27 protein-coding genes are annotated in these 21,888 nt (G+C 72.2%); 8 read left to right on the top strand and 19 right to left on the bottom strand.

Annotation, left to right across the window (positions count from 1 at the left end):
- Positions 1–212 precede the first annotated feature (212 nt).
- Both phoU and AB5J51_RS22255 read left to right on the top strand, forming a co-directional pair.
- Complete coding sequence (gene phoU / locus AB5J51_RS22260; protein WP_053787880.1) at positions 213–890, top strand: phosphate signaling complex protein PhoU; 678 nt, start codon at positions 213–215, stop codon at positions 888–890.
- 101 nt (positions 891–991) lie between these two features.
- On the top strand, positions 992–1,141 hold the full coding sequence (locus AB5J51_RS22255) for a hypothetical protein (RefSeq protein WP_166663152.1): 150 nt from the start codon (positions 992–994) through the stop codon (positions 1,139–1,141).
- Between the two features lie 152 nt (positions 1,142–1,293).
- Here AB5J51_RS22255 and AB5J51_RS22250 read toward each other — a convergent pair whose 3' ends face one another.
- Together AB5J51_RS22250 and AB5J51_RS22245 are read right to left on the bottom strand one after the other, a co-directional pair.
- Complete coding sequence (locus AB5J51_RS22250) at positions 1,294–1,590, bottom strand: zinc-ribbon domain-containing protein (RefSeq protein ID WP_369778461.1); 297 nt, start codon at positions 1,588–1,590, stop codon at positions 1,294–1,296.
- Positions 1,591–1,763: 173 nt separating this feature from the next.
- Positions 1,764–2,525 carry a phosphoglyceromutase gene (locus AB5J51_RS22245; RefSeq protein WP_053787881.1) on the bottom strand — a complete coding sequence of 254 codons (762 nt, stop codon included), beginning with the start codon at positions 2,523–2,525 and terminating at the stop codon, positions 1,764–1,766.
- A gap of 152 nt (positions 2,526–2,677) precedes the next feature.
- On the opposite strand from AB5J51_RS22245, the gene AB5J51_RS22240 reads away from it, so the two are divergent.
- Entirely contained in the window at positions 2,678–3,961 is a 1,284-nt protein-coding gene (locus tag AB5J51_RS22240; protein WP_136225773.1) for an MFS transporter, read from the top strand.
- Positions 3,962–3,967: 6 nt separating this feature from the next.
- Here AB5J51_RS22240 and AB5J51_RS22235 read toward each other — a convergent pair whose 3' ends face one another.
- Both AB5J51_RS22235 and mshA read right to left on the bottom strand, forming a co-directional pair.
- Positions 3,968–4,471 carry a YbjN domain-containing protein gene (locus AB5J51_RS22235; RefSeq protein WP_053787924.1) on the bottom strand — a complete coding sequence of 168 codons (504 nt, stop codon included), beginning with the start codon at positions 4,469–4,471 and terminating at the stop codon, positions 3,968–3,970.
- The gene (mshA, locus tag AB5J51_RS22230) at positions 4,464–5,846 is read right to left on the bottom strand and encodes a D-inositol-3-phosphate glycosyltransferase (protein ID WP_369778460.1); all 1,383 of its coding nucleotides are present in this window, start codon (positions 5,844–5,846) and stop codon (positions 4,464–4,466) included. The genes AB5J51_RS22235 and mshA overlap by 8 nt, the downstream gene beginning before the upstream one ends.
- A 228-nt stretch (positions 5,847–6,074) precedes the next feature.
- Here mshA and AB5J51_RS22225 point away from each other — a divergent pair, with 228 nt between their 5' ends.
- The 3 genes from AB5J51_RS22225 (at position 6,075) to AB5J51_RS22215 (ending at position 9,723) form a co-directional block, all read left to right on the top strand.
- Positions 6,075–6,884 carry a class I SAM-dependent methyltransferase gene (locus tag AB5J51_RS22225; RefSeq protein ID WP_199828073.1) on the top strand — a complete coding sequence of 270 codons (810 nt, stop codon included), beginning with the start codon at positions 6,075–6,077 and terminating at the stop codon, positions 6,882–6,884.
- 257 nt (positions 6,885–7,141) lie between these two features.
- Positions 7,142–8,170 carry a C40 family peptidase gene (locus tag AB5J51_RS22220; protein ID WP_240805449.1) on the top strand — a complete coding sequence of 343 codons (1,029 nt, stop codon included), beginning with the start codon at positions 7,142–7,144 and terminating at the stop codon, positions 8,168–8,170.
- Between the two features lie 248 nt (positions 8,171–8,418).
- On the top strand, positions 8,419–9,723 hold the full coding sequence (locus AB5J51_RS22215; RefSeq protein WP_133897627.1) for a PP2C family protein-serine/threonine phosphatase: 1,305 nt from the start codon (positions 8,419–8,421) through the stop codon (positions 9,721–9,723).
- A gap of 22 nt (positions 9,724–9,745) precedes the next feature.
- On the opposite strand, the gene AB5J51_RS22210 is transcribed toward AB5J51_RS22215, so the two are convergent.
- The 6 genes from AB5J51_RS22210 to AB5J51_RS22185 all read right to left on the bottom strand — a co-directional run bounded on the left by AB5J51_RS22210 (position 9,746) and on the right by AB5J51_RS22185 (position 12,677).
- Positions 9,746–10,087, bottom strand: a complete 342-nt coding sequence (locus tag AB5J51_RS22210) for a DUF2516 family protein (protein ID WP_053787925.1) — start codon at positions 10,085–10,087, stop codon at positions 9,746–9,748.
- Between the two features lie 144 nt (positions 10,088–10,231).
- Positions 10,232–10,807, bottom strand: coding sequence for a hypothetical protein (locus tag AB5J51_RS22205; RefSeq protein WP_053787887.1), 576 nt, complete (start codon positions 10,805–10,807; stop codon positions 10,232–10,234).
- A gap of 25 nt (positions 10,808–10,832) precedes the next feature.
- Positions 10,833–11,234, bottom strand: a complete 402-nt coding sequence (locus AB5J51_RS22200; protein WP_053787888.1) for a helix-turn-helix domain-containing protein — start codon at positions 11,232–11,234, stop codon at positions 10,833–10,835.
- 51 nt (positions 11,235–11,285) lie between these two features.
- Positions 11,286–11,705, bottom strand: a complete 420-nt coding sequence (locus AB5J51_RS22195) for a VOC family protein (protein WP_369778459.1) — start codon at positions 11,703–11,705, stop codon at positions 11,286–11,288.
- A 10-nt stretch (positions 11,706–11,715) separates the two neighbouring features.
- Positions 11,716–12,150, bottom strand: coding sequence for a helix-turn-helix domain-containing protein (locus AB5J51_RS22190; protein WP_136225776.1), 435 nt, complete (start codon positions 12,148–12,150; stop codon positions 11,716–11,718).
- Complete coding sequence (locus AB5J51_RS22185) at positions 12,147–12,677, bottom strand: hypothetical protein (RefSeq protein WP_234382332.1); 531 nt, start codon at positions 12,675–12,677, stop codon at positions 12,147–12,149. The genes AB5J51_RS22190 and AB5J51_RS22185 overlap by 4 nt, the downstream gene beginning before the upstream one ends.
- Before the next feature lie 167 nt (positions 12,678–12,844).
- Here AB5J51_RS22185 and AB5J51_RS22180 point away from each other — a divergent pair, with 167 nt between their 5' ends.
- A complete protein-coding gene (locus AB5J51_RS22180; protein WP_136225777.1) occupies positions 12,845–13,384 on the top strand; it encodes a hypothetical protein in 540 nt (179 codons plus the stop codon).
- Between the two features lie 48 nt (positions 13,385–13,432).
- On the opposite strand, the gene AB5J51_RS22175 is transcribed toward AB5J51_RS22180, so the two are convergent.
- From AB5J51_RS22175 to AB5J51_RS22165, 3 genes are all read right to left on the bottom strand, one after another.
- Entirely contained in the window at positions 13,433–14,251 is an 819-nt protein-coding gene (locus AB5J51_RS22175; protein ID WP_053787892.1) for a putative protein N(5)-glutamine methyltransferase, read from the bottom strand.
- Between the two features lie 20 nt (positions 14,252–14,271).
- On the bottom strand, positions 14,272–15,516 hold the full coding sequence (locus AB5J51_RS22170; protein ID WP_369778456.1) for a GNAT family N-acetyltransferase: 1,245 nt from the start codon (positions 15,514–15,516) through the stop codon (positions 14,272–14,274).
- A 62-nt stretch (positions 15,517–15,578) separates the two neighbouring features.
- Positions 15,579–16,187 (bottom strand): AmfC protein, encoded by a 609-nt coding sequence (locus tag AB5J51_RS22165; protein WP_136225780.1) that lies wholly within the window; start codon positions 16,185–16,187, stop codon positions 15,579–15,581.
- 162 nt (positions 16,188–16,349) lie between these two features.
- On the opposite strand from AB5J51_RS22165, the gene dtd reads away from it, so the two are divergent.
- Positions 16,350–16,775, top strand: a complete 426-nt coding sequence (gene dtd, locus AB5J51_RS22160) for a D-aminoacyl-tRNA deacylase (protein ID WP_053787895.1) — start codon at positions 16,350–16,352, stop codon at positions 16,773–16,775.
- A 6-nt stretch (positions 16,776–16,781) separates the two neighbouring features.
- On the opposite strand, the gene AB5J51_RS22155 is transcribed toward dtd, so the two are convergent.
- From AB5J51_RS22155 to AB5J51_RS22130, 6 genes are all read right to left on the bottom strand, one after another.
- Positions 16,782–17,750, bottom strand: coding sequence for a folate-binding protein YgfZ (locus AB5J51_RS22155; RefSeq protein WP_053787896.1), 969 nt, complete (start codon positions 17,748–17,750; stop codon positions 16,782–16,784).
- Positions 17,751–17,782: 32 nt separating this feature from the next.
- Entirely contained in the window at positions 17,783–18,238 is a 456-nt protein-coding gene (locus AB5J51_RS22150) for a Fur family transcriptional regulator (protein ID WP_369778454.1), read from the bottom strand.
- A 100-nt stretch (positions 18,239–18,338) separates the two neighbouring features.
- The gene (locus AB5J51_RS22145; protein ID WP_030300838.1) at positions 18,339–18,911 is read right to left on the bottom strand and encodes an FABP family protein; all 573 of its coding nucleotides are present in this window, start codon (positions 18,909–18,911) and stop codon (positions 18,339–18,341) included.
- A 274-nt stretch (positions 18,912–19,185) separates the two neighbouring features.
- Positions 19,186–20,085, bottom strand: a complete 900-nt coding sequence (locus AB5J51_RS22140) for a hypothetical protein (RefSeq protein WP_369778453.1) — start codon at positions 20,083–20,085, stop codon at positions 19,186–19,188.
- Positions 20,082–21,023 (bottom strand): hypothetical protein, encoded by a 942-nt coding sequence (locus AB5J51_RS22135; RefSeq protein ID WP_369778451.1) that lies wholly within the window; start codon positions 21,021–21,023, stop codon positions 20,082–20,084. Before AB5J51_RS22135 ends, AB5J51_RS22140 begins: the two co-directional genes overlap by 4 nt.
- On the bottom strand, positions 21,020–21,793 hold the full coding sequence (locus AB5J51_RS22130; protein WP_369778449.1) for a hypothetical protein: 774 nt from the start codon (positions 21,791–21,793) through the stop codon (positions 21,020–21,022). The genes AB5J51_RS22135 and AB5J51_RS22130 overlap by 4 nt, the downstream gene beginning before the upstream one ends.
- Positions 21,794–21,888 lie beyond the last annotated feature (95 nt).

Below are 21,888 nucleotides of genomic sequence, written 5' to 3'. Positions count from 1 at the left end.
TCAAGGTTAAGCAGGCCCGACGGCACTTCCACAGCCGTTCGGGTGGCAGCTCGAACAGTCGTCGCCCAGAGTTCACCGTGGCGACGGGGTTGATTCATTTGTGATGCCGGAGTCGGACGCGTTTACGGCCCACCGTGTCAACGTGGGGGCACGAGGCCGCCCCGGCCCGGCCCGTGGGGCAAGAGGCAGTAGGCAAGAGAGGGACGAAACCCATGCGTGACGCGTACCACGAGGAACTGGACTCGATCGGAGAAGGCCTGGTCGAGATGGCGCGGCTCGTCGGTTCCGCGATCGGGCGGGCCACGACGTCCATGCTCGACGCCGACCTGAAGCTCGCCGAGAGCGTCATCGCCGCCGACCAGAAGGTCGACGACCTCCAGCACGACCTGGAGGCCCGTGCCATCGCGCTGCTGGCGCGCCAGCAGCCCGTCGCCACCGACCTGCGCATCGTGGTGACCTCGCTGCGCATGTCCGCCGATCTGGAGCGCTCGGGCGACCTGGCCCAGCACGTGGCCAAGCTGGCCCGGCTGCGCTTCCCGGACACGGCGGTGCCGCGCGACCTGCACGCGACCATCCTGGAGATGGGGCAGCTGGCGCAGCGCCTGATGGCGAAGGCGGCCGAGGTCATCATCACGAAGGACGTCGACCTGGCGCTCCAGCTGGAGCAGGACGACGACGAGATGGACCAGCTGCACCGCACGCTGTTCCAGCACCTGATGGACGACCGCTGGAAGCACGGCATCGAGACCGCGGTCGACGTGACCCTGCTGGGCCGCTACTACGAGCGCTTCGCGGACCACGCGGTGTCGGTGGCCAAGCGCGTGGTCTACCTGGTGACGGGCGAGCACGCGGACGAGCTGCAGGCGCCGACGCAGGTCGACGGCGTCTGAACCGTTCTGCCCCCGTGCGCCGTTGACGCGCCGGTGCGGCTGGGCATGAATGAGGGCGAAGGCCAGTACGACTCCCTGTACGCCGCCTGCGAGGAGGATCCATGCCCGATTCCCCCGTCCCCATCACCCCGGAGCAGGAGCAGCCGCCGAGGCCGGAGCCCCTCCGGCTCACGCTGCTCGCAGCCTGCGGCTGCGGCTCGGGCTGCGGCTGCGGCTGCCAGTCCGGCGCGCCCTGCCAGTGCGGCGGCTGACCCCGCCCGCCCGGCATCCCGTACGTGAAGGGCCCCGACCGCATCCGCCGGCCGGGGCCCTTCCGTCTGCACGTACCCCGCGTGAGGCAGCGGCGGGCCTTGCCGGCGGTAGCGACCCTGCCCGGGGGCCGGCGGAGAGCTTCGGCGATCGATCAGACTCCAGGGTGCTGGTAGGGCTGCTGCGGCTGCCCGTACGCCTCACCGTCGGGAGCGCCTGCGGCCTGTGCCTGCGACTGCTCGGCCCATTCCTTGGGCACCTCCTGCTCCATGCCGCAGAACGTGCACTGAGTCGCGTACTTCGTCGAGACCGGGAACAGCGGCAGGAAGAACAGCGTGAACTTGGTGACGTACTTCGTGACCGTGTGCGCCACGGGATTGCCGCAGTGACGGCACGTCAGCATGAGTATCGCGAGCCGGTACAGGTACACCCTGGTGCCGAAGATGATCATGGGTTCGGCCCTCCTAGGCAGTGCCTACCGATGGGCGGGAGACGGTGACCGATGTCCCCTCTCCCATGTTCCCAGGAAGCAGCCGGGCCGCACTGAGGACCCCAGTGGGCCCGGAACAGACGAAAGCCCCCGACCTGCACCATGCGTGCAGGCCGGGGGCGTGATCGCTCTTGTTACTTCTTCTTGCCCTGGTTCTTGACGGCCTCGATGGCGGCCGCCGCGGCGGCCGGGTCGAGGTAGGTGCCGCCCGGGTTGAGGGGCTTGAAGTCGGCGTCCAGCTCGTAGGAGAGCGGGATGCCGGTCGGGATGTTGAGCCCCGCGATGTCGGCGTCGGAGATGCCGTCCAGGTGCTTGACCAGGGCGCGCAGGCTGTTGCCGTGTGCGGCGACCAGGACGGTGTGGCCGTCGAGGAGGTCCGGGACGATCGAGTCGTACCAGTACGGGAGCATGCGGACGACGACGTCCTTGAGGCACTCGGTGCGCGGGCGCAGCTCCGGCGGGATCGACGCGTAGCGCGGGTCCTCGGACTGGGAGAACTCCGTACCGTCCTCGAGGGCCGGCGGCGGGGTGTCGTACGAGCGGCGCCACAGCATGAACTGCTCCTCGCCGAACTCGGCGAGGGTCTGCGCCTTGTCCTTGCCCTGGAGCGCACCGTAGTGGCGCTCGTTCAGGCGCCAGGAGCGGTGGACCGGGATCCAGTGGCGGTCGGCGGACTCCAGGGCGAGCTGCGCGGTGCGGATCGCGCGCTTCTGGAGGGACGTGTGGACCACGTCGGGGAGCAGGCCGGCGTCCTTGAGCAGCTCACCGCCGCGGACCGCCTCCTTCTCGCCCTTCTCGTTGAGATTGACGTCCACCCAGCCGGTGAACAGGTTCTTCGCGTTCCACTCGCTCTCGCCGTGGCGGAGGAGGATCAGCTTGTACGGTGCGTCGGCCATGCGTACGAGCCTAATGGACGCGCGGGGGCGCTCGCGCGCGGTGTCCACGGCCGTGGATTGACGGTGCGCGTCAATCCGGTGGCCTTCGCAGACCCCCCGCCCGTAGGGTGCGGTGAGCAGGAGCGCCACTTACATCGCCGGGGGGATTCCGTATGTCCGTTGCCAGTCTCAGACGGGCGGCGCGCGAGAGCGTGTCGGGTCTGCCGCGGGAGTTCTGGTGGCTGTGGACCAGCACGCTGGTCAACCGGCTCGGGGCCTTCGTCGCCACGTTCCTGACCTTGTACCTGACCGTGGACCGGGGCTATTCGGCCTCCTTCGCCGGACTCGTGGTGGCGTTGCACGGGCTCGGCGGGGTGATCTCCTCGCTCGTCGCGGGCGTGATGACCGACCGGCTGGGCCGGCGACCGACGCTGATGGCGGCTCAGGCCTCGACGGCCTTCTCGGTGGCGCTGCTCGGGTTCATGCAGCACCCGGCGGCCATCGCGGCGGTGGCGCTGCTGGTCGGCATGACCTCGAACGCCTCGCGCCCGGCGGTCCAGGCGATGATGGCGGACATCGTCCGGCCGGAGGACCGGGTACGGGCCTTCGCGCTGAACTACTGGGCGATCAACCTGGGCTTCGCCGTCTCGGCGACGGCGGCGGGCTTCGTCGCCGAGTACAGCTACCTGGCCGGGTTCCTCGGGGAGGCGGCGCTGACGCTGGTCTGCGCGGTGCTCGTGTACGTGAGGCTGCCGGAGTCGCGGCCGGAGCGGACCTCCGCGGAGAAGGCGGCCGCCGAGCCGGAGATCGGGCTCGGGACGGTGCTGCGCGACGGGCGCTTCATGGGCGTGGTCGGGCTGTCGTTCCTGATCTCGCTGATCTTCACGCAGGGCTCGTTCGGGCTGCCGCTGGCCATGGGCTCGGGCGGCTTCTCCGCCGGGGACTACGGGCTGGTCATCGCCGTCAACGGGGTGCTGATCGTGCTGCTGCAGCTCCCGGTCACCCGGTTCCTCGAGACGGGCGACCCGCAGAAGCTGCTGGTGGTCTCGGCGCTGCTCGCCGGGTACGGGTTCGGGCTGACGGCCTTCGCCGGGTCGGTGTGGAGCCTGGGGCTGACCGTCTGCGTGTGGACGCTGGCCGAGATCATCAACTCCCCGACCCAGATGGGCCTGGTCGCCCGGCTCTCCCCGCTGCACGGGCGCGGCCGCTACCAGGGCATGTACACGATGTCCTGGGCCGTGGCCTCGCTGGTGGCTCCGCTGATGGCCGGGTCCATGATCGACCGGTGGGGCGCGGGCTGGCTCTGGGCCTCTGTGGCGCTGCTGGGCACGGTGGCGGCGCTGGGCTACTGGCTGCTGATGCGGAACCTGGCCGGGACCGAGCCCGGGTCCGTGGTCTCGGCATCGGCTGCGGCGCCGGTGGCTCCGGCCCCCGCCCCCGCCGTCGACACCGCCTGAGGCGGGTCAGGACGACGGCTGCGTCAGGTGCTTGAAGGCGTCCAGGTTGTACGTCGGCTCGCCGCGCGAGACGCGCCATGCGTACTCGCGGCGGATCGCGCTCGCGAAGCCCAGCTCCAGCAGGGTGTTGAACGCGCCGTCCGCCGCCTCCAGGACCGTGCCGAGCAGCCGGTCCAGGTCCTCGGGGGTGACCACGGACAGCGGGAGCCGGGCCGTCAGGTAGACGTCGCCGAGGCCGTCGACCGCGTAGGCCATCCCGTACAGCTTGAGGTTGCGCTCCAGCAGCCAGCGGTGGACGCCCGCCTCGTTCTCGTCGGGGTGCCGGATGACGAAGGCGTTCACGGACAGGGAGTGCCGGCCGACCCGGACCGAGCAGGTGGTGCTCAGCTTGCGGGTGCCGGGCAGCTGGACCACGTACGAGCCCGGCTCCGGGCTCTCCCACGCGAGTCCGGCCTCGGCGAGGGTGCTCTCGATGATCGCGGCGGTGTCGGCGGTGTCAGCGTCAGCCATGGTGGGAGCGTACGCGACGGCGGTGATCATGCATGGCTGCGGTGTACACGTCCGCCGTGCCGCTCGCCGCCGTGTCCCAGCCGAAGAACTGCGCGTGCCGCGCGGCCTCGGCGCCCATCCGGCCCGCGAGCCCCGGGTCGTCCACGAAGCGCCGCAGCTCCCGGGCGTAGTCCACCGGGTCGTGCCCGGGTACGAGGATCCCCGTCACGCCGTCGTTGACGGCGACCGGCAGCCCGCCGACCTGGGCGGCCAGCACCGGCGTGCCGGTGGCCTGGGCCTCGATCGCCACGAGTCCGAAGGACTCGCTGTACGAGGGCATGACCAGCACGGACGCCGCCCGGAACCAGTCGGCGAGCGCGTCCTGGCGGACCGGCGGGTGGAAGTGGACGAGGTCGGCGATGCCGAGCTTCGCCGCGAGCTTCTGCAGCCCCTCCGGCTTGGCGAGGCCGCTGCCGCTGGGGCCGCCGACGACGGGGACGAAGAGGCGGTGGCGCAGCGAGGGGTCCCGGTCGACGAGCTCGGCGACCGCGCGCAGCAGGATGTCGGGGGCCTTCAGCGGCTGGATCCGGCCGGCGAAGAGCGGGATGACGGCGTCCTGCGGCAGGCCGAGGCGAGCGCGGGCGGCGGCGCGGCCGTCGGCGACGGTGAAGCGGTCGAGGTTCACGCCGGGGTGGACGACGGCGACCTTGCCGGGGTCGGCGTCGTAGTGCCGGACCAGCTCTTCGGCCTCTTCGGTGGTGTTCGCGATGAGCCGGTCGGCGGCGGCCACGATCTGGGTCTCGCCGATGACGCGGGCGGCGGGTTCGGGCGTGTCGCCCTCGGCCAGCGCGGCGTTCTTGACCTTGGCCATGGTGTGCATGGCGTGGACGAGGGGGACGCCCCAGCGCTCGGCGGCGAGCCAGCCCACGTGGCCGGAGAGCCAGTAATGGGAGTGGACGAGGTCGTAGTAGCCGGGCCGGTGGCCGGCCCAGGCCTGCATGACGCCGTGGGTGAAGGCGCACAGCTGGGCCGGGAGCTCCTCCTTGGCCAGGCCTTCGTACGGGCCCGCGTCCACGTGCCGTACGAGGACGCCGGGGGCCAGCTCGACCACGGGCGGCAGGCCGCCTTCGGTGGCGCGGGTGAAGATCTCGACCTCGATGTTGATCGCGGCGAGGCGCTTGGCCAGCTCCACGATGTACACGTTCATACCGCCGGCGTCGCCCGTGCCGGGCTGGTGCAGCGGTGAGGTGTGCACGCTGAGCATGGCGACGCGGCGCGGCTTGCGGTGGTGGCCGACGGCCGGCAGGCGCAGGCGGGGCGGGTCGTGGCGGGTGCCGCGGGCGGCGGCGATCCGGCCGCTGAGGCTGCCGCCGAGGCGGGACACGTACTGGCTCAAGGGAGCAGTTCCTCTCGCTCGGACGGCGGCGTGCTGGACGGGACGTGCATGGAGGGCAGCGCTGACGGAGCGCGCGCGGCGCCCTCCAAGGAGTGCAACCGGTGCGGCCGTGTCCCGCATTCCGGGAGCCGGGGTTTTTTCCTCGGTGTTTGCGGCGCGGTCTGCCCTCTTTTCATCCGGCGGGGGCCCTTTTTCCTCCGGCGGGGGCCCTCCGCTTACGCTCGGCGCATGTCCTCGCGCTCCGCCCCGCCCCCGCGCCGCCCTGTGGGCACGGTGACCCGCGGGACGACGAACCCGAACCGGCTGCGCCGGATGGACCGCTGGATCGCGGCCACGCACGGGGCGGTGCTGCGGCGCGCACAGGCGCCGGTCGCGGTGGACCTCGGCTACGGGGCCGCGCCGTGGACGGCGGTGGAGCTGCTGGCCCGGCTGCGGGAGGCGGCGCCGCGCGTACGGGTGGTCGGCATCGAGATCGAGCCGGCACGGGTCGCGGCGGCGAAGCCGTACGAGCGCGAGGGGCTCAGCTTCCGGCACGGCGGGTTCGAGGTGCCGCTGGAGGGCGGGGCCCGGCCGGCGCTGATCCGCGCGGCGAACGTCCTGCGCCAGTACGACGAGGAGCAGGTGGCGGCGGTGTGGGAGCGGCTGTGCGCACGCCTGGCCCCGGACGGGCTGCTCGTCGAGGGGACCTGTGACGAGATCGGGCGGCGCCATGTGTGGGTTGCGCTGGGGCCCGAGGGGGCGCGCACGGTGACGTTCGCGACCCGGCTGGGCTCCCTCGAGCGCCCTTCGGACCTGGCGGAGCGGCTGCCGAAGGCGCTCATCCACCGCAACGTGCCGGGCGAGCCGGTGCATGCGTTCCTGCGCGACTTCGACCGGGCGTGGGCGGCGGCCGCCCCGTACGCCTCGTACGGGGCGCGGCAGCGCTGGATCCGGACGGCGCGGGCGCTGGCCGCCGACTGGCCGCTGGCGGACGGGCCGGTGCGGTGGCGGCAGGGGGAACTGACGGTGCGCTGGGAGGCGTTGCGCCCGGCGGGGTGAATGTGGCGCGGCGGGGAACCGGTTACCGGGGTGGCCCGTTGAGCCGTCGGGATGCGTATGGGGGACTGGGGAAGATCGGGATGGCACCTGCGAGGGTGTTGGATTTCACCGACTCGTGGCACCATCCCGAAGGCAGCGCAAAGTTACTGATGAATAGTCAGATGCGATGTCGGGTCCGGTGCGGATCTGACGTCGGGTCGGACTCGGGGCACCTTGGGGGGACCATGGGGACCGTGGAGCGTAGGCGGCGCAGCGGTATGTCCGCTCTCACGCTGCTGTGTACGACGGCGCTGCTCGCCGTGGCGGGCATGAGCGGTGCGGCACAGGCGGCGCCACTGCCGGAGCCGGGCGCCAAGTCCCTCGAGCAGGTGCGCAAGGAGATCGACGAGCTCTACCGCCAGGCGGGCACGGCGACGGACGCCTACAACCTCGCCGAGAGTGAGGCCAAGGCCCAGTCCGCCAAGATCGTCGAGATCGCGAAGCAGGTGACGGCGGGTCAGGACCGGATCACGGCCCTGAAGAACCGTGCGGGAGCCGCCGCGCGCGCCCAGTACCGCTCGGGCGGGATGCCGGCCGGCGCGCAGCTGGCGCTGAGCGGCACCCCGAGCCAGTTTCTCGACGGGGCGGACCGGATCCGCCGGGGCGAGAAGGCCGCCACGGACCTGATGTCCGAAATGAACCGCACGCAGAGCGACTTGCAGCAGTACGCGAAGGACGCGAGCGCTCAGTGGGAGAAGCTCGAGGCCAACCGGATCAAGCAGGAGACCTCGAAGAAGCAGATCGAGGAGAAGATCAAGGCGGCGGAGGCGCTGGAGAGCAAGCTGCAGGCCGAGGAGAAGGCCCGGCTGATCCAGCTCGAGCAGGAGGCGCAGTACAAGGCGCAGACGGCATGGCTGTCGACGGGCGTGCTGAAGGAGATCAACAGCTCGGCGTCGGAGTCGGGGAAGAAGGCGATCCAGTACGCCACGGCGCAGATGGGCAAGCCGTACGTGTGGGGCGCCGAGGGCCCGGACTCGTTCGACTGCTCCGGCCTCACCTCACAGGCGTGGCGCGCGGCGGGCAAGGGCATCCCGCGCACCTCCCAGGAGCAGCTGCGGCTGCTGCCGAAGGTCGCGATCAAGGACATGCGGCCGGGTGACCTGATCATCTACTTCGACGACGCCAGCCACGTCGGGATGTACGTGGGCGATGGCGCGATCGTCCACGCCCCCCGCCCGGGCCGCAGCGTCACCCTGACGGGCGCGGGCTCGATGCCGATCAAGGCAGTGGTCCGCCCGGACGCGTAGCCGCAGCCCGCGGGCGGGAAAGGCCGTGGCGGAGGGAACCCGCGGGGGATTCCGCGCGTCTCGCCAGGCGGGACGACGAGGGCCTGCGTCGTGACGTTGGTCATTCAGTGGTCAGTCAGTGAGGCGCATTCCCCCGCGATAACGGCATATGACGGCGGCCCTGTCCCGGAACGCCATTCCGTTCTGCGGCCGCCGACCGCTAGGGTCTGCCGGACGCACCCTCGGGGGGAGGGAAGGAACCGGAGACGATGGCCGTACCCGTACCGCGGCAGAGGGAGACCCCCGCCACGGAGAGCGCGCAGGCCGCCCAGGCGGTCCTGGCCGCTCAGCTGCCCGCAGCGCCGCACGCCACCGCACCCCAGGCGTCCCTGACCCTGCTGGTGATCGAGGACGACCCCGCAGGCGGGCTCACGGTGCCCGAGATCCTCGACGCCGACCGGCACCGCATCCGGCTCCGCACCGCCCGCAACCTCACCGAGGCCGCGCGCCTGCTCACCCACGACGTGCACTGCATCCTGCTGGACCTCTCCCTCTCCGGGACGGGGTCCACTGCCGGCGGCTCCCGTACCGCGGTCGTCGACGAGCTGGCCACCCTCCGCGAGGTGCTGCGGATCGCGCCCGGCCACGCCGTCCTCGTCCTCACCGCCGAGGCCGACGCCGAGCGGGCCGCCGAGGCCGTCCGGGTCGGGGCGCAGGACTTCCTCTTCCGCGACGAGCTGGACGGCCGCCTCCTCAGCCGGGCGATCCGCTACGCCGTGGAGAGAAAGCGGGCGGACATCGCCCAGTACAAGCTTGCAGAATCGAAACTTCGGGCCCAGGAGAACGCCCGCCTCGAGCGCGGCCTGCTCCCCAACCCCCTCCTCGAGGGGTCGGACCTGCGCTTCGCCGCCCGTTACCGCCCCGGCCGCAGCCGCGCGCTCCTCGGCGGGGACTTCTACGACACCGTCCGCACCCCCGACGGCACCGTCCACGCGATGATCGGCGACGTCTGCGGCCACGGCCCCGACGAGGCCGCCCTCGGCGTCGAGCTCCGCATCGCCTGGCGCGCCCTGACCCTGGCCGGCCTGTGCGGCGACGACCTGCTGGCCACCCTCCAGGAGGTCCTGGAGGTGGAGCGCCCCTGCGAGGAGATCTTCGCGACCCTGTGCACGGTGGACATCTCCCCCGACGGCCGCCGTGCGGGCCTGTGCCTGGCCGGCCATCCGGCGCCGCTGATATCCCGGCCGGGCCGCCGCGCGCAGCTGCTCCCCTACGAGAACAGCGGTCCGGCGCTCGGCCTGCTGCCCAAGGCCCGCTGGCCCCGCCGGCAGGTCGAGCTGGGCGGCACCTGGAGCCTGATGCTCTACACCGACGGCCTGATCGAGGGCCGCATCGGTGACGGCAAGGAGCGGCTCGGGCAGGACGGCATGGTCGAGATGATCAACCGGCACCTGGGTGAGGGCCTGAGCGGCGAGGGCCTGCTGGAGGCCTCCGTCACCGAGGCCCGGCGCCTGAACGGCGGCGAGCTCACCGACGACGTGGCCGTGGTCCTGCTCTCCCGCGCGGAGGGCTGACCGGCGGACGAGCGGCGGCGGGTCAGCGCCCGCCGTTGTACGGGCCGTACGGGCCGTCGCTGCTGCTGCCGCCCTTGCGCCGGCCGCCACCGCCCGAGACCTGCTTGAGGGCCGGGCGTACGTCGACGAAGAACACGATGGTGGCCACGAGGCCGGCGATCTGCAGGAACAGCATCCCCAGGAAGAAGTCCACCAGCACGGTGACCCCGAGGATGACCAGCCAGAACGTCTTGGTCTGCTTGTCGGCGGCGCGGTACGCGTCCTCGCGCGCGAGGGCCGCGAAGACGAGGGCCACGACGGCGAGCGCCAGCATGGCGAACCCGAGCAACGGGAGCACTCCGTTATCGAACCCGTTCATCAACATCGCCTTGACCGCCTTCTCACGCTTCGCACGCCTGATGCCGCCTGCCTCCACGCTACCGGCAGAGCGGCCCTCGCAGACGACAACGGGCCGGACACCCCGCTGGTGCCCGGCCCGCCGTCACGCAATCCGCTTCCGGTCCGCGATTCAGCTCTCGTCGCCCGCCATGACGGCGGCCTTCTTCGTGTTGTTCCTGCGCGCCGGGGACTTCCGGGCCGAGGGCTTCTCGTCCTCGGAGCCCGCGGCCTCGGCGGAGGCGTCGGCGGGCTCCTGCGCCGGCTGCTCCTGCTTCGGCTCGACGGCGACCGCGATGTCGACGATCTCCTCGGAGACCTCGCCGCGCCAGGTGCGCACGGCCTGCTCGCCGTGCTCGGCGACCTTGTCGTACGTCTCCTTCGCGCGCACCGCGTACTCGGCGGCCACGCCGACCCCGCGCAGCGCCAGGTCCTGCGCGGTCTCCCCGAGCTTCTTCGGGTCGATCGCGGTGAGCACCTCGGCGAACTTGGCGGTGACCGCCTCCTGCGCCTCCCTGGCCTTCTCCTGCACGATCTTCGGATCGGTGTTCTTCACGGCCTCGATGCGTGCGGGTGCCTCGGCGCGCAGCTGCTCGATGAGCCCGGGCACCTTCTTCGCCTGCTGCACCGCGAGGTCTGCGGTGCCGGCGGCGAAGTAGAGCGGAGTCGGGTCGGTGAGGGTCTTCTTCAGGTCATCGGCGATGGCCATGTGGCTGGTCCTCCCGGATCACAGTTCAGTTCGTAGGGTGCATGTCGGTGTCGTCGTCGTCCGCGCCGGCCGGTTCGGTCTCGGCCGCGTTCTCCTTGCGGAACGAGTCGTAGATCTGGAGCAGCACCTGCTTCTGCCGCTCGTTGATGGACGGGTCGCCGAGTATCGCGGCCCGCGTCTCCACCTCGTCGCGATCCCGCTCGTCGAGGATCCCGGCCTGCACGTACAGCGTCTCCGCGGAGATCCGCAGCGCCTTGGCCAGCTGCTGCAGGATGTCCGCGCTCGGCTTGCGCAGCCCGCGCTCGATCTGGCTCAGGTACGGATTCGACACCCCCGCCGCGTCGGCCAGCTGCCGCAGCGAGAGCTGGGCCTGCCGCCGCTGCTCGCGGAGGTACTCGCCGAGATTTCCGACGTTGAGCGATGCCATGCGTCGATCCTGCCGGACTCCGCTAACTATTGCAAGCGCCTGCTTGCAAAATCACCCACCGGCGCGCGGCTGGTTGAAGCGCAGCATGTTGCCGGCCGGGTCGCGGAAGGCGCAGTCGCGGACCCCGTACGGCTGGTCGACCGGCTCCTGGAGCACCTCGCCGCCCGCGGCGCGGATGCGCTCGAAGGCGGCGTCGACGTCGTCGGTGGAGAAGATCACGCCGCGCAGCATGCCCTTGGCGAGCAGCTCGGCCATCGCCTGCCTGTCGGCCGGCGAGGCGTTCGGGTTCGCGGCCGGCGGTTCGAGGACTATCTCCACGTCCGGCTGCGCGGGTGAGCCGATGGTCACCCAGCGCATCCCCTCGAAGGCCACGTCGTTGCGGACCTCCATGCCGAGGGCGTCGCGGTAGAAGGCGAGCGCCCTGTCGTGGTCGTCGACGGCGATGAAGCACTGGGACAGCTTGATCTCCATGCCACCGACGCTACGGGCGGGCGCCCGTTTCCGCTCCTCCGCCCGCGACCGTGCCCCTTCGGACCGGCCGGGTGTGGATCTTGGCGATGCACGCCGGGACGGCCGCGCCGGGGTCGTGGCGGCGGGCCCGGTACGCGCTCGGGCTCTCGCCGACCAGCTCCGTGAAGCGGGAGCTGAACGACCCGAGCGAGGTACAGCCGACCGCGAAGCAGACCTCCGTCACACTGAGGTCGCCCCGCCGCAGCAGCGCCTTGGCCCGCTCGACGCGGCGGGTCATCAGATAGCTGTACGGGGTCTCCCCGAAGGCGGCCCGGAAGCTGCGCGAGAAGTGCCCGGGCGACATGAGGGCGACCCGCGCCAGCGCCGGGACGTCCAAGGGCTGCGCGTAGTCGCGGTCCATCGCGTCCCGGGCCCGGCGCAGCCGTACGAGGTCCTCGAGGTTCACGCTGCCAGCCTAAGGCGGCGGTGGCGGCGGTGATAGGAAACCGTGACGGCCGCCAGGAGGGGCCCCCAGGCGACAAGGGGGAGGTAGAGGAACCCCACGACCGTTGCCCCCACGGGGGTCATGTCCGAATTGGGGAGCGTCCACCACAGGAGGAACGGGGTCCACAGGCAGGTCAGGACGACGGCCCCGGCGCCGGCCACCACCGTGACCGGCCGCGGCGGGACCCGGCGGCCGCCGAAGAACGGGACCCGGGACGGGAGGACCTCGCCCCAGGGCCGGACCAGGCCGAGCGTGAGCAGCGCCAGCAGCTCGCTGCCCACGCTGACGGCGGCCACGATCACCCGGCCCCAGCCGGGCAGTCCGGCGGCCGCGTAGCCGGTCTCGGTGTACCCCGCGAGGAAGCCCGCGGCCAGGAGCAGGCGCCAGATGCCCGACGGAAGGGTGAGCAGCGCGGTGGCGTGCGCGGCCCGGACCGCCCAGCGGGGCGCCGGCGCAGCGGTGGGGCCGATCTGCTGAGTGTTCGTCATGTACACCATCGTGTCGGCCGGCCGGTGCCCGTACATCGGCCCCGGGAACCGGCTCGGAGCCGCCCGGGGAAGGAGCCGCGGTCGGCCGGTCCTCCCCCGGACGGGGGAGGACCGCCCGACCGGTCAACTCGTTCGCCCCGTCACCGCGTTGTCCGTACGCTCACCCCATGACCGCACCCGGGAACGTCGAGGCGTGGCAGCGTGTGGAGTCCCGCCCCGACCTCGTCGCGTACCTGCTCCTGCTTTCGGCCGAGGACGGGGCCGCCCGCGCGGACCGGGGCGTCGACGGCTTCCTGTGGGGCTGGGTGACGGTACTGGACCGGCACCTCGACGCCGCCGCGTCGCTCGGCGGCGGCTGGCGCGGGCTGGCCTGCCAGCTGTACCGGGCGCGCACGGCCGAGCCGCGTCGGGACCCCGCGCTCGCCGAGCCCCCGACGGACGAGGACGCGGTGTCGGACGCGGCGGACCTGCGCCGGTACCTGGCGACGCTGGCCGTGGACTTCGCCCGCGACAGGCGGGAGATGCGCGCCCGCGCCGCCCGCGGCCTGTGGGCCGGCGACGGCGGCAGCTGGGCTCACGGCACCCCGCACGCGTGGTTCGACGCCTGGGCCGCATGGCTCGCGGCCACCCCCCATGCCCACGAACTCGAGCCGGTCACCTGGCGGTCGGTCGCCCAGCAGCTCGGTGCCGCGCAGGTCTACGAATAGGAACCGAGCCTTTGTCCTGGTGCTGCCCGGCCTTCCGGCCGTGCCGGCCTATGCCGCGCGGGTGCCGATCACCACCGTGGCGTGCAGTTCCTCCGACGTGGTCGCGCGGACGGCCAGGCCCGCCGCCGAGAGGGCCGAGGCCGTCTGCGGGGACTGGCGGGCGCTCGTCTCGATCAGCAGCCGGCCGCCCGGCGCCAGCCACGGCAGGGCCCCCGCCGCGACCCGGCGGTGGACGTCCAGGCCGTCCGCGCCGCCGTCCAGGGAGGCCAGGGGCTCGTGGTCGCGGGCCTCCGGGGGGAGCAGCCCGATCTCCTCCGTCGGCACGTACGGGGCGTTGACCACCAGCAGGTCCACCCGGCCGCGCAGCGAGTCCGGGAGCGCGGCGTACAGGTCGCCCTCGTGGACCCGCCCGCCGTAGGGGGCCACGTTGAGCCGCGCGTACGCCAGCGCCGCCGGGTCGATGTCCGCCGCGTGCAGTTCCACCCGGCCGCCCAGCTGCGCCGCCACCGCCGCGCCCAGCGCGCCGACCCCGCAGCACAGGTCCAGCACCACCGCGTCCGGCCGGCCCAGCGCCACGGCCTCCTGCACCAGGAACTCCGTGCGCCGGCGCGGTACGAACGCCCCCTCGCCCACGCGCATGCGCAGCCCGCAGAACTCCGCCCAGCCGACGACGTGTTCCAGCGGTTCGCCGCCGCTCCGGCGGGCCACCAGGTCCGCCAGGTGGCCGTCGTCCTCGGCGGCAGCCGTCAGCAGCTCCGCCTCCTCCTCCGCGAAGACGCAACCCGCCGCGCGCAGGGTTTCCACAATCGAAGCCACGTAGTTCAGCCCACTCCTCGGTCGTGCACCAACAATCCCATGCCCTGTCATGTCCCCTCGTGCCCGCGGCATCAGAACATCGTCGGGCACCACGGGCGGCGGGCCGTGCGGAACACCGCGTCCGCGAGCGCCAGCGCCCCCGGCCGCTCCTCCCTGATCCGCCCCAGGGCCCCGAGCCGCACCGCCGACTCGTCGCCGAGGTACAAGGAACCCAGCTCCGACACGTCGAGCCGCAGGTCCGCCGGCTCCTCGGTGACCGTGCACTCCCCCGTGCCCGCGTCGAGCCGGTAGCGGCCCGCGGCCGGCCCCGCCGCGTCCGTCACCTCGAGCACGAGGACCCCGGGCACGGCGTACGTCCGCGCGCCCAGGGCCCGTACGACGTCGATCACCCGCACCCACAGGAAGTCCGAGGCGGTCACGATCGTGGCCGCGCGCGGGTCGGGCAGCAGATGCGGGACGAGGTCGTCTGGGGCTCGGTAGCCGGTGCGGACCTTCAGCACCCAGTCGATGGAGCACAGGAAGTGCCACAGGGCGCGCTCCGCTTCCGGCGTGAGCGCGATCAGCTCCTTGACCTGCACGGTGTTGAGCGGGACCTTCGCGTCCGTCCAGTGGTCATCGGCCGTGTACACGGCGATGCCGGCCGGCTCGCCGTCCGCCGTCCGGTACACGGCGTGGAACTTGTCCTTGTACGGGCGCAGCGACGTCTCCTCCAGCCCGCAGGCCAGGCGCCACCAGCGCGCGTCCCGGCTGACCGCGCCCGGCGAGACCGCCCGCAGCCGCTCGTGCAGCCCGGGGCCGAGCGCGTGTGCCTCGGCCACGTCCACCAGCTCGATGCTCCCGCCGTCCGCGGGCCCGGACCAGCGCGGATCGAGCCCGGTGCGGCTCACGTCGATCTCCCACTCGGCGATCGAGGCCGCGGACCCGAAGCCGTACCGCCCGTAGATCGGGTACTCGGCGGAGATCAGCGTGGCCACCACGTCGCCGCGGGCCTGCGCGGCCGCCAGCTCGGCGGCCATCATCCGGGTCAGCAGGCCTTGGCGGCGGTGCGTGGGCAGTACGGCGACATTGGTGACGGCGCTCGCGGGCACGGCCGCGCCGCCCGGGACGGTCAGCTCCTGGGCGAAGGAGCGGAAGGTGGCCACGCAGCGGCCCGTGCCGGCGTCGAAGGCGCCCAGCGTGCGCTCCAGGTCGGTGTGCTCGGCCCGCTGGGCGACGTCGGACTCGGTGACGCGCTCGGGGCGCAGGAAGCCGGTGTTCACGGCTCGGAGCCACTCGGGGAGTTCGGATGCGGCGATCGGCCGGACGTCTGCACTCATAACCGGCCACGCTAACCGCAGCCCCGGGCCCAGTCGCCTGAATTTCCCTGCGCCCGGACCGCCTACACCAGCAGGTCGTCCACCTGCGCCTCGCCCTCCCGGTAGCGCCGGGTGATCTCCGTACTGCAGTCGTCCGCCGTGCGCTGCAGTTGCTGCCGGCGCCGCGAGACCTGCTGCTCGTACCGCACCAACCGGCCCATCGCTTCGTGCAGTTCGCCGTCGGTTCGGGCGTCCAGGTCCGACAGCTCCACGTCGGACAGCATCTCCGCGGCCAGCAGCCGGAACTCCTCGCTGTGCGGGGTGCCGAGCGTGACGTGCCGGGCGGAGGCGCTGCGGCTGGAGGGCGCGTCGGCGAGGATCTCCGAGAGCCGGTCGACCACCGGCGGCTCCGGGGTCACCGGCGCCTCCGGGTCGCTGCGCCGGGCCAGTTCGGCGCGCAGGATGTCGATCCGGCCCTGGAGGAGTCTGCGTACGTAGCTCAGATCGGCCTCGTCGCGCTGCGCGTCGCGGCGCAGCGTGCGCAGTTCCGGCAGCCCGAGCGCGGTGGCGGGCGTGGTCGGCGCCTGCTCCTCGCCCGTGCGCTGCGCGGGCGGTCGGACCGCGCCGGCCGCAGTGGCCGCAGATGATGCAGGTACGGGTGATGCAGGTACCGAGGTACCAGAAGTATTCATGTGAACGTGTCCGTCCCCTCGACCGGTGCATGGGGTCTCGCCCGGCCCGTGGGACCGGAGGGAAGCACCGCCTGCGTGCATCGTGCCACTCTCCGTGGTGCAGGTGCAGTCCCACTCCACCCGATCGGCCCCTGATGGGTGCACGCCTGATACACAGGTGGTATGCGAGCAGTGGTGCAGAGGGTGGACGGCGCGAGCGTCGTCGTGGCCGGCGAGACCGTGGGCGAGATCGTCGGCGAGGGGCTGTGCGTGCTGGTGGGGGTGACCCACGACGACACCCCGGAGAAGGCGGCGCAGCTGGCGCGCAAGCTGTGGTCCGTGCGGATCCTGGAGGCGGAGAAGTCCTGCAGCGACATCGGTGCGCCGCTTCTGGTGATCTCGCAGTTCACGCTCTACGGGGACGCCCGCAAGGGCCGGCGCCCCACGTGGAACGCGGCGGCGCCCGGCGAGGTCGCGGAGCCGCTGGTCGACGAGGTCGTCGCGCAGCTGCGCGCACTGGGGGCGACGGTGGAGACGGGCCGGTTCGGCGCGGACATGCGCGTCTCGCTGACCAACCACGGCCCGTTCACCATCGTCATCGACATCTAGACGCCGTTACGGCGCCACGACGACCTCCTGCGCGGCGGCCGTCTTCCCGGCCAGCAGCGGGGCGTCGACCGGCACGTTCCGCTTGACCAGCGCCAGGGCGATCGGGCCCAGCTCGTGGTGGCGGACCGCGGTGGTCACGAAGCCCAGCTGGCGGCCCTCCTCCCCGTCGGCGGCGAGCCGGATCGGGGTGCCGTGTGCCGGGAGCAGCACCTCGGAGCCGTCCAGGTGCAGGAAGACCAGGCGGCGCGGGGGCTTGCCCAGGTTGTGGACGCGGGCCACCGTCTCCTGGCCGCGGTAGCAGCCCTTCTGGAGGTGCACGGCGGTGCCGATCCAGCCGAGCTCGTGCGGGATGGTGCGGTGGTCGGTCTCCAGGCCGAGCCGCGGCCGGTGCGCCTCCACGCGCAGGGCCTCGTACGCGAGCAGCCCGGCGGCCGGGCCGTGCGCGGCGGCGAAGGCCTCCAGCTCGGCGCGGGGCAGGAAGACGTCGCGGCCGTGCGCGGTCTCCCGTACGGCGTACTCCTTGGCGACCTCGGCGATGGAGCCGGCCGGCAGGTGCACGACGGCGAAGTCGGCGGTGCGGTCGGCCACTTCGACGCGGTAGAAGAACTTCATCGACTCCAGGTAGGCGATCAGCGCCTCCTGGGTGCCGGGCTCCACGTGCGCCCACACGGTCTCGCCGTCGTCGACGAGGTAGAGCGCGTGCTCGATGTGGCCGTTGGCGGAGAGGATCAGCGCCTCGGTGGCCTGCCCGGGCGGGAGTTCGGTGAGGTGCTGGGTGAGCAGCAAGTGCAGCCAGCTCAGCCGCTCCGGTCCGGTGACGGTGACGACTCCGCGGTGCGAGAGGTCCACGAAACCGCGGCCGTCGGCGAGCGCGCGTTGTTCGCCGTACAGCTCTCCGTAGTGGGCGGCGACGCCCTCGTCGCGGCCTTCGGCCGGTACGGCGCCGGGGAGATGGAGCAAGGGGCTGCTGGTCATGCCACCAGCCTACGACCCGGCCCGGCCCGCTCCTATGCCGGAGCGTCGTGCTGCTTCGCGGCGCACTTCCTGCAGAGTCCGAAGATCGCGAAGTGCTTCATGTCGGTCTCGAAGCCGAAGGTGGCGCGCAGCTTCGCGGTGAACTCGGCGGCGATGTCCACGTCCGCCTCGATCACCTCGGTGCACTCGCGGCAGACCAGGTGGATGTGGTGGTGCCGGTCGGCGAGGTGGTACGTGGGGGCGCCGTGCCCGAGGTGGGCGTGCGAGACGAGCTTCAGCTCCTCGAGGAGCTCCAGCGTGCGGTAGACGGTGGAGATGTTCACTCCGGAGGCGGTCTTGCGCACGTGCGCGAGGATCTCGTCCGGGGTCGCGTGCTCCAGCGTGTCGACCGCTTCCAGCACGAGCTGGCGCTGCGGGGTCAGCCGGTATCCGCGCTGCCGCAGGTCGGTCTTCCAGTCAGCACTGCCGGTGTCTCCGATGGTCCCCACCCGGCCAGTGTAAGCGCGAGAAGGGGACCACGGGCCGGCCCGTGGTCCCCTTCTTGCACAGTCTGTGGAAAGCCGTTCGACGCGTCGCAGGCTCAGCGGCTCAGCGGAAGAAGGCGATGCCGTCGTCCGGCATGTCCGGCAGGTTGCGCGCCATCTCGGCGACCTCCTCGGGCGTGACGACCTTCTTGAGCTGGGCCGACATGTACGGACGCAGCTCGACGTCCGGCGTGGCCTTCTCGCCGACCCACATCAGGTCGCTCTTCACGTAGCCGTAGAGCCGCTTGCCGCCGCTGTACGGGCCGGAGGCCGCGGTGCGCGCGACGGCGTCCGTCACCAGGTCGATCTGCGGCTTCTGGTCGGCGAGCTCGCCGTACCAGACCTCGACGACGCCCTGGTCGCGGACCATGACGATCTCGACCTTGCGGTCCTTGTCGATGCGCCAGTAGCCGGACTCGGACTCCAGCGGCCGCACCTTGTTGCCGTCGGCGTCGAGGACCCAGCTGTGGGAGGTGTACTCCAGGAAGTCCCGGCCGTCGTGGCTGAAGACGACTTCCTGGCCGAAGTTGCACTTCTCCTCACCGGGGAAGTCGAAGACGCCCGCGCCCTCCCAGGTGCCGAGGAGGAAGGCGAGGGGGACGAGGCCCGGGTTCAGGTCGGACGGGATCTGGATCATGTGTGGCTGCTCAGGCGATCTGTGGGGAGGGGTTCCGGGTCCGGGAGGGCGGCCGATCGGAGATCAGCGCTGGCCCTGGTACAGCTTCTTCACTGCGAGGCCGGTGAAGGCGAGCACGCCGACGCAGACCAGGATCAGCAGGGAGGTGAAGAATGCCTCAAGCACGGGGTGCTCCTCGGAGTGATGGGGGCGTGTACGGGGCCGGTCCCCAAGCCTACTGGCCCGGGGACCGGCGCACTCCGTGAGGTAGGCCGCAGCCCCCTCCTGCGAGCGGTCAGCCCAGCAGCTGGTCCTGCAGGACCACCGTCTGGTGGAAGGGAACGGCGGCCACCTCGCCCTTGCGGGTCTGGAGGATCACGGCCTGGACGTCACCCGCCTGGAGGCATCCGAGCTTGGTCTGCTCGCCCCCGCCCGCGGACTTGGGCTCCTGGTACAGGCTGATGGCGCTGCTGGTGAGGGTGCCGGCGTAGCCGACCGCCTGCCCCTCCATGCTGGGCTGCGTGGACCTGACCTTGCTCCAGGTCAGGTCCATCTCCAGGACCGGGGCGCCGGCGAGCTGCGTGTTGATGTTGCAGCCGCGGAAGGCGTTCACGAAGCCCGAGGAGTGGAAGCGCAGCAGGTAGATGCGCGTGCGCGTGCCGTCGGGGGTGGTCCAGCCCCGGCCGGCGATCTGGCGCAGCCCCTCGTACTCCAGGCCCTCCTTCAGCTTCGCCCGGCTGTCGGGGGCGTACTCCTCGAGGAAGGCGTCGGTGGACACCAGCAGGTCCTTGTCCGCCTTGAGCCCGGCATCCGGCTCGGCGCCCTCGGGGGCGGGCAGGAGCAGACCGGTGAGCGGCGCGTAGTGCCTGTCGTCCTTGTTGTCCTTGCCCGCGGGCAGCGGGGCGCCGGCGGGCAGGGCGGGCTTGGCCAGAGCGGGGTAGACCCAGCGGCCGTCGTCCTTGGTGGACAGGCCGGGGAGGTCGGTGCGCTCGGCCCGGCTGATCCCGTACGTGACCCCGGTGCCGACGGCGGCGAAGACCACGACGGCGGCCGTCCACCGCAGGGCGGCGAAGAGCTTGCGACGGTCCTTGGGGGCGGTCGGCGCCGCTGCTTCGGCCGGTGCCGATGCCGGGGCCGGGGCCGGTGCCGGCGGCTCCGCCACGGCAGTGGTGTCGGCGGTGTTCTGCTCGGTCACACGGACTCCCCGGGGGACTTCAGGTGGTTCAGCTGCTGCTTGAACAGGCCGGCGGCGTCGTTCGCGGAGAAGGGCTTCGGCCCGTACATCCGGAAGCTCACCAGCACGTCTCCCTGGAGGGCTTCGCAGTCGATGGTGTCGATCTTTTGCTGCTCCTCCTTCTTCTCCTTGCCGAGGACCGAAAGGGAGCACTTGGCGTCGGGGAAGCCCTCGATCTTCGGCGCGTCGCGGTCACCGCCGAGCAGCTCGAGGATCTTCTTGCTGAACTCGGAGAACTTCGCGAGGGCCTGCGGGTCGGCCTGGGTGAGCTGGATCTCCATCACCTGCTGGTCGCGCAGATGGTGGTAGCTGCGGGCGGCCACGCCTTTGAGCTTCAGTCCGTCCAGCGCCTTGTCCCGTTGCGCCCGCTCCTCGCCGGAGAGCCCGGTGTCCGCGTCCTTGACGGTCTGGAGCGCCCGCTCGCCCGACACGTAGAAGTCGTTGCCCTCGGCGTCGAGGTCGGGACCGAGCTCGAAATCGGCGGACAGCGGCAGCAGCTTGCCCGTCAGGTCGTTCGGCGGCACGGTCGGGACCGGCTCCGGCGTACCGGTGGGCCTGGAATCGGCGCTCTCCGCGACCCAGTACCGGGTCGGCGCGGTGCGGTCGGCGTCGGCCATCCGCCCGGCGGCCCAGAGGGCGCCGCCGGCGAGGACGGCGATGCCGAGCCCGCCCGCGATCAGCGCCACGGTCCGGCGGCTCCGCGCCCGCGGCGCGCCGGCGGACGCCGCCTCGGGGGCGGTCACCTCGGCCGGTGCGGCCGGTGCGGTCGCCTCGGCCGGTGCCGTCGCCTCGGCCGGTGCGTCCGGCGCAGCCGTCCCGGTTGCTGCGACCGCCTCGGCGGCCTCAGCAGGCTCGGCCGCCTCCGCCGTCACGCCCTTGCTGTCCTGCGGGTCGCTCACAGCCGCTCCAACTGTCGCTTCGCGATCTCGACGATGTCCTTCTCGTCGAGGACACCGCGGTTGTTCATGTAGCTGACCTCCATGACGATGTCCCCGCGCCGTGCGAGGACCCGGGCCGCCTTCACCGGGAGGTAGCCCGGCTTCTCCCGCGGCGCGGAGTCCACCCACAGGTGGCCGAAGTCGGCGGGCACGCCGGGCAGGTCCTTGCCCGAGTTGCCCGTGTACCTCTCTTCCGCCAGGTAGTCGTGGGCGTGCTGGTACCAGTCGGCGCCGGAGCGCTCCCGGTACTGCAAGAGCCGGACGGTGACGAAGTTCCGGTCGTCCTGCGCCCATCGCAGTTCGGCGATCCGCCGTACGTCGTGCCGGAGCTGGCCTCCGAGGCCGCTGCCCGGCTTCTCGTAGTAGTCCGCCGAGAACTCGTCCGGGGACACCGTCCCCGAGGAGCGGACCTCCGCCCCGGCCGGGGCTTCGATCAGCAGCTTCGCCAGGTCGTCGTCCGTCTTGTGCCAGCGGCTGGCGTTGAGGGAGCGGGCGCTCGTCGACTCGTTCGGAGCCTGCGGCTTCGGCTGGTCGATCTTCTGCTGCGCCAGCGGCGGCAGCGGGGTGGGCTCGCGGTCGTACTGGATCGCGTAGCCGGTGACCGTGCCCGCGAGCACGCCGAGTACGGCGGCGCCGGCGATCAGGAGGACCGTACGGCTGCGGCCGCGGGGGCGGCGTGCTGCGGTCTCCTCCCCTTCCGGCTGCTCAGGAAGGGTCTGTTCGTGTTCCAAAGGAAGTCCCCCCACAGGACGTGAGGCACTGGGTGGGTACCCGTGCGTACCCATGACCCGTCCGTGGGGGGAGCGGTTGTACGAATGCTTGTCAC

The organism is Streptomyces sp. R33 (assembly GCF_041200175.1).
GTDB lineage: Bacteria > Actinomycetota > Actinomycetes > Streptomycetales > Streptomycetaceae > Streptomyces > Streptomyces katrae_B.
Note: the sequence above shows the minus strand (reverse complement) of the source record. Positions and strands in the feature narration are given on the sequence as shown.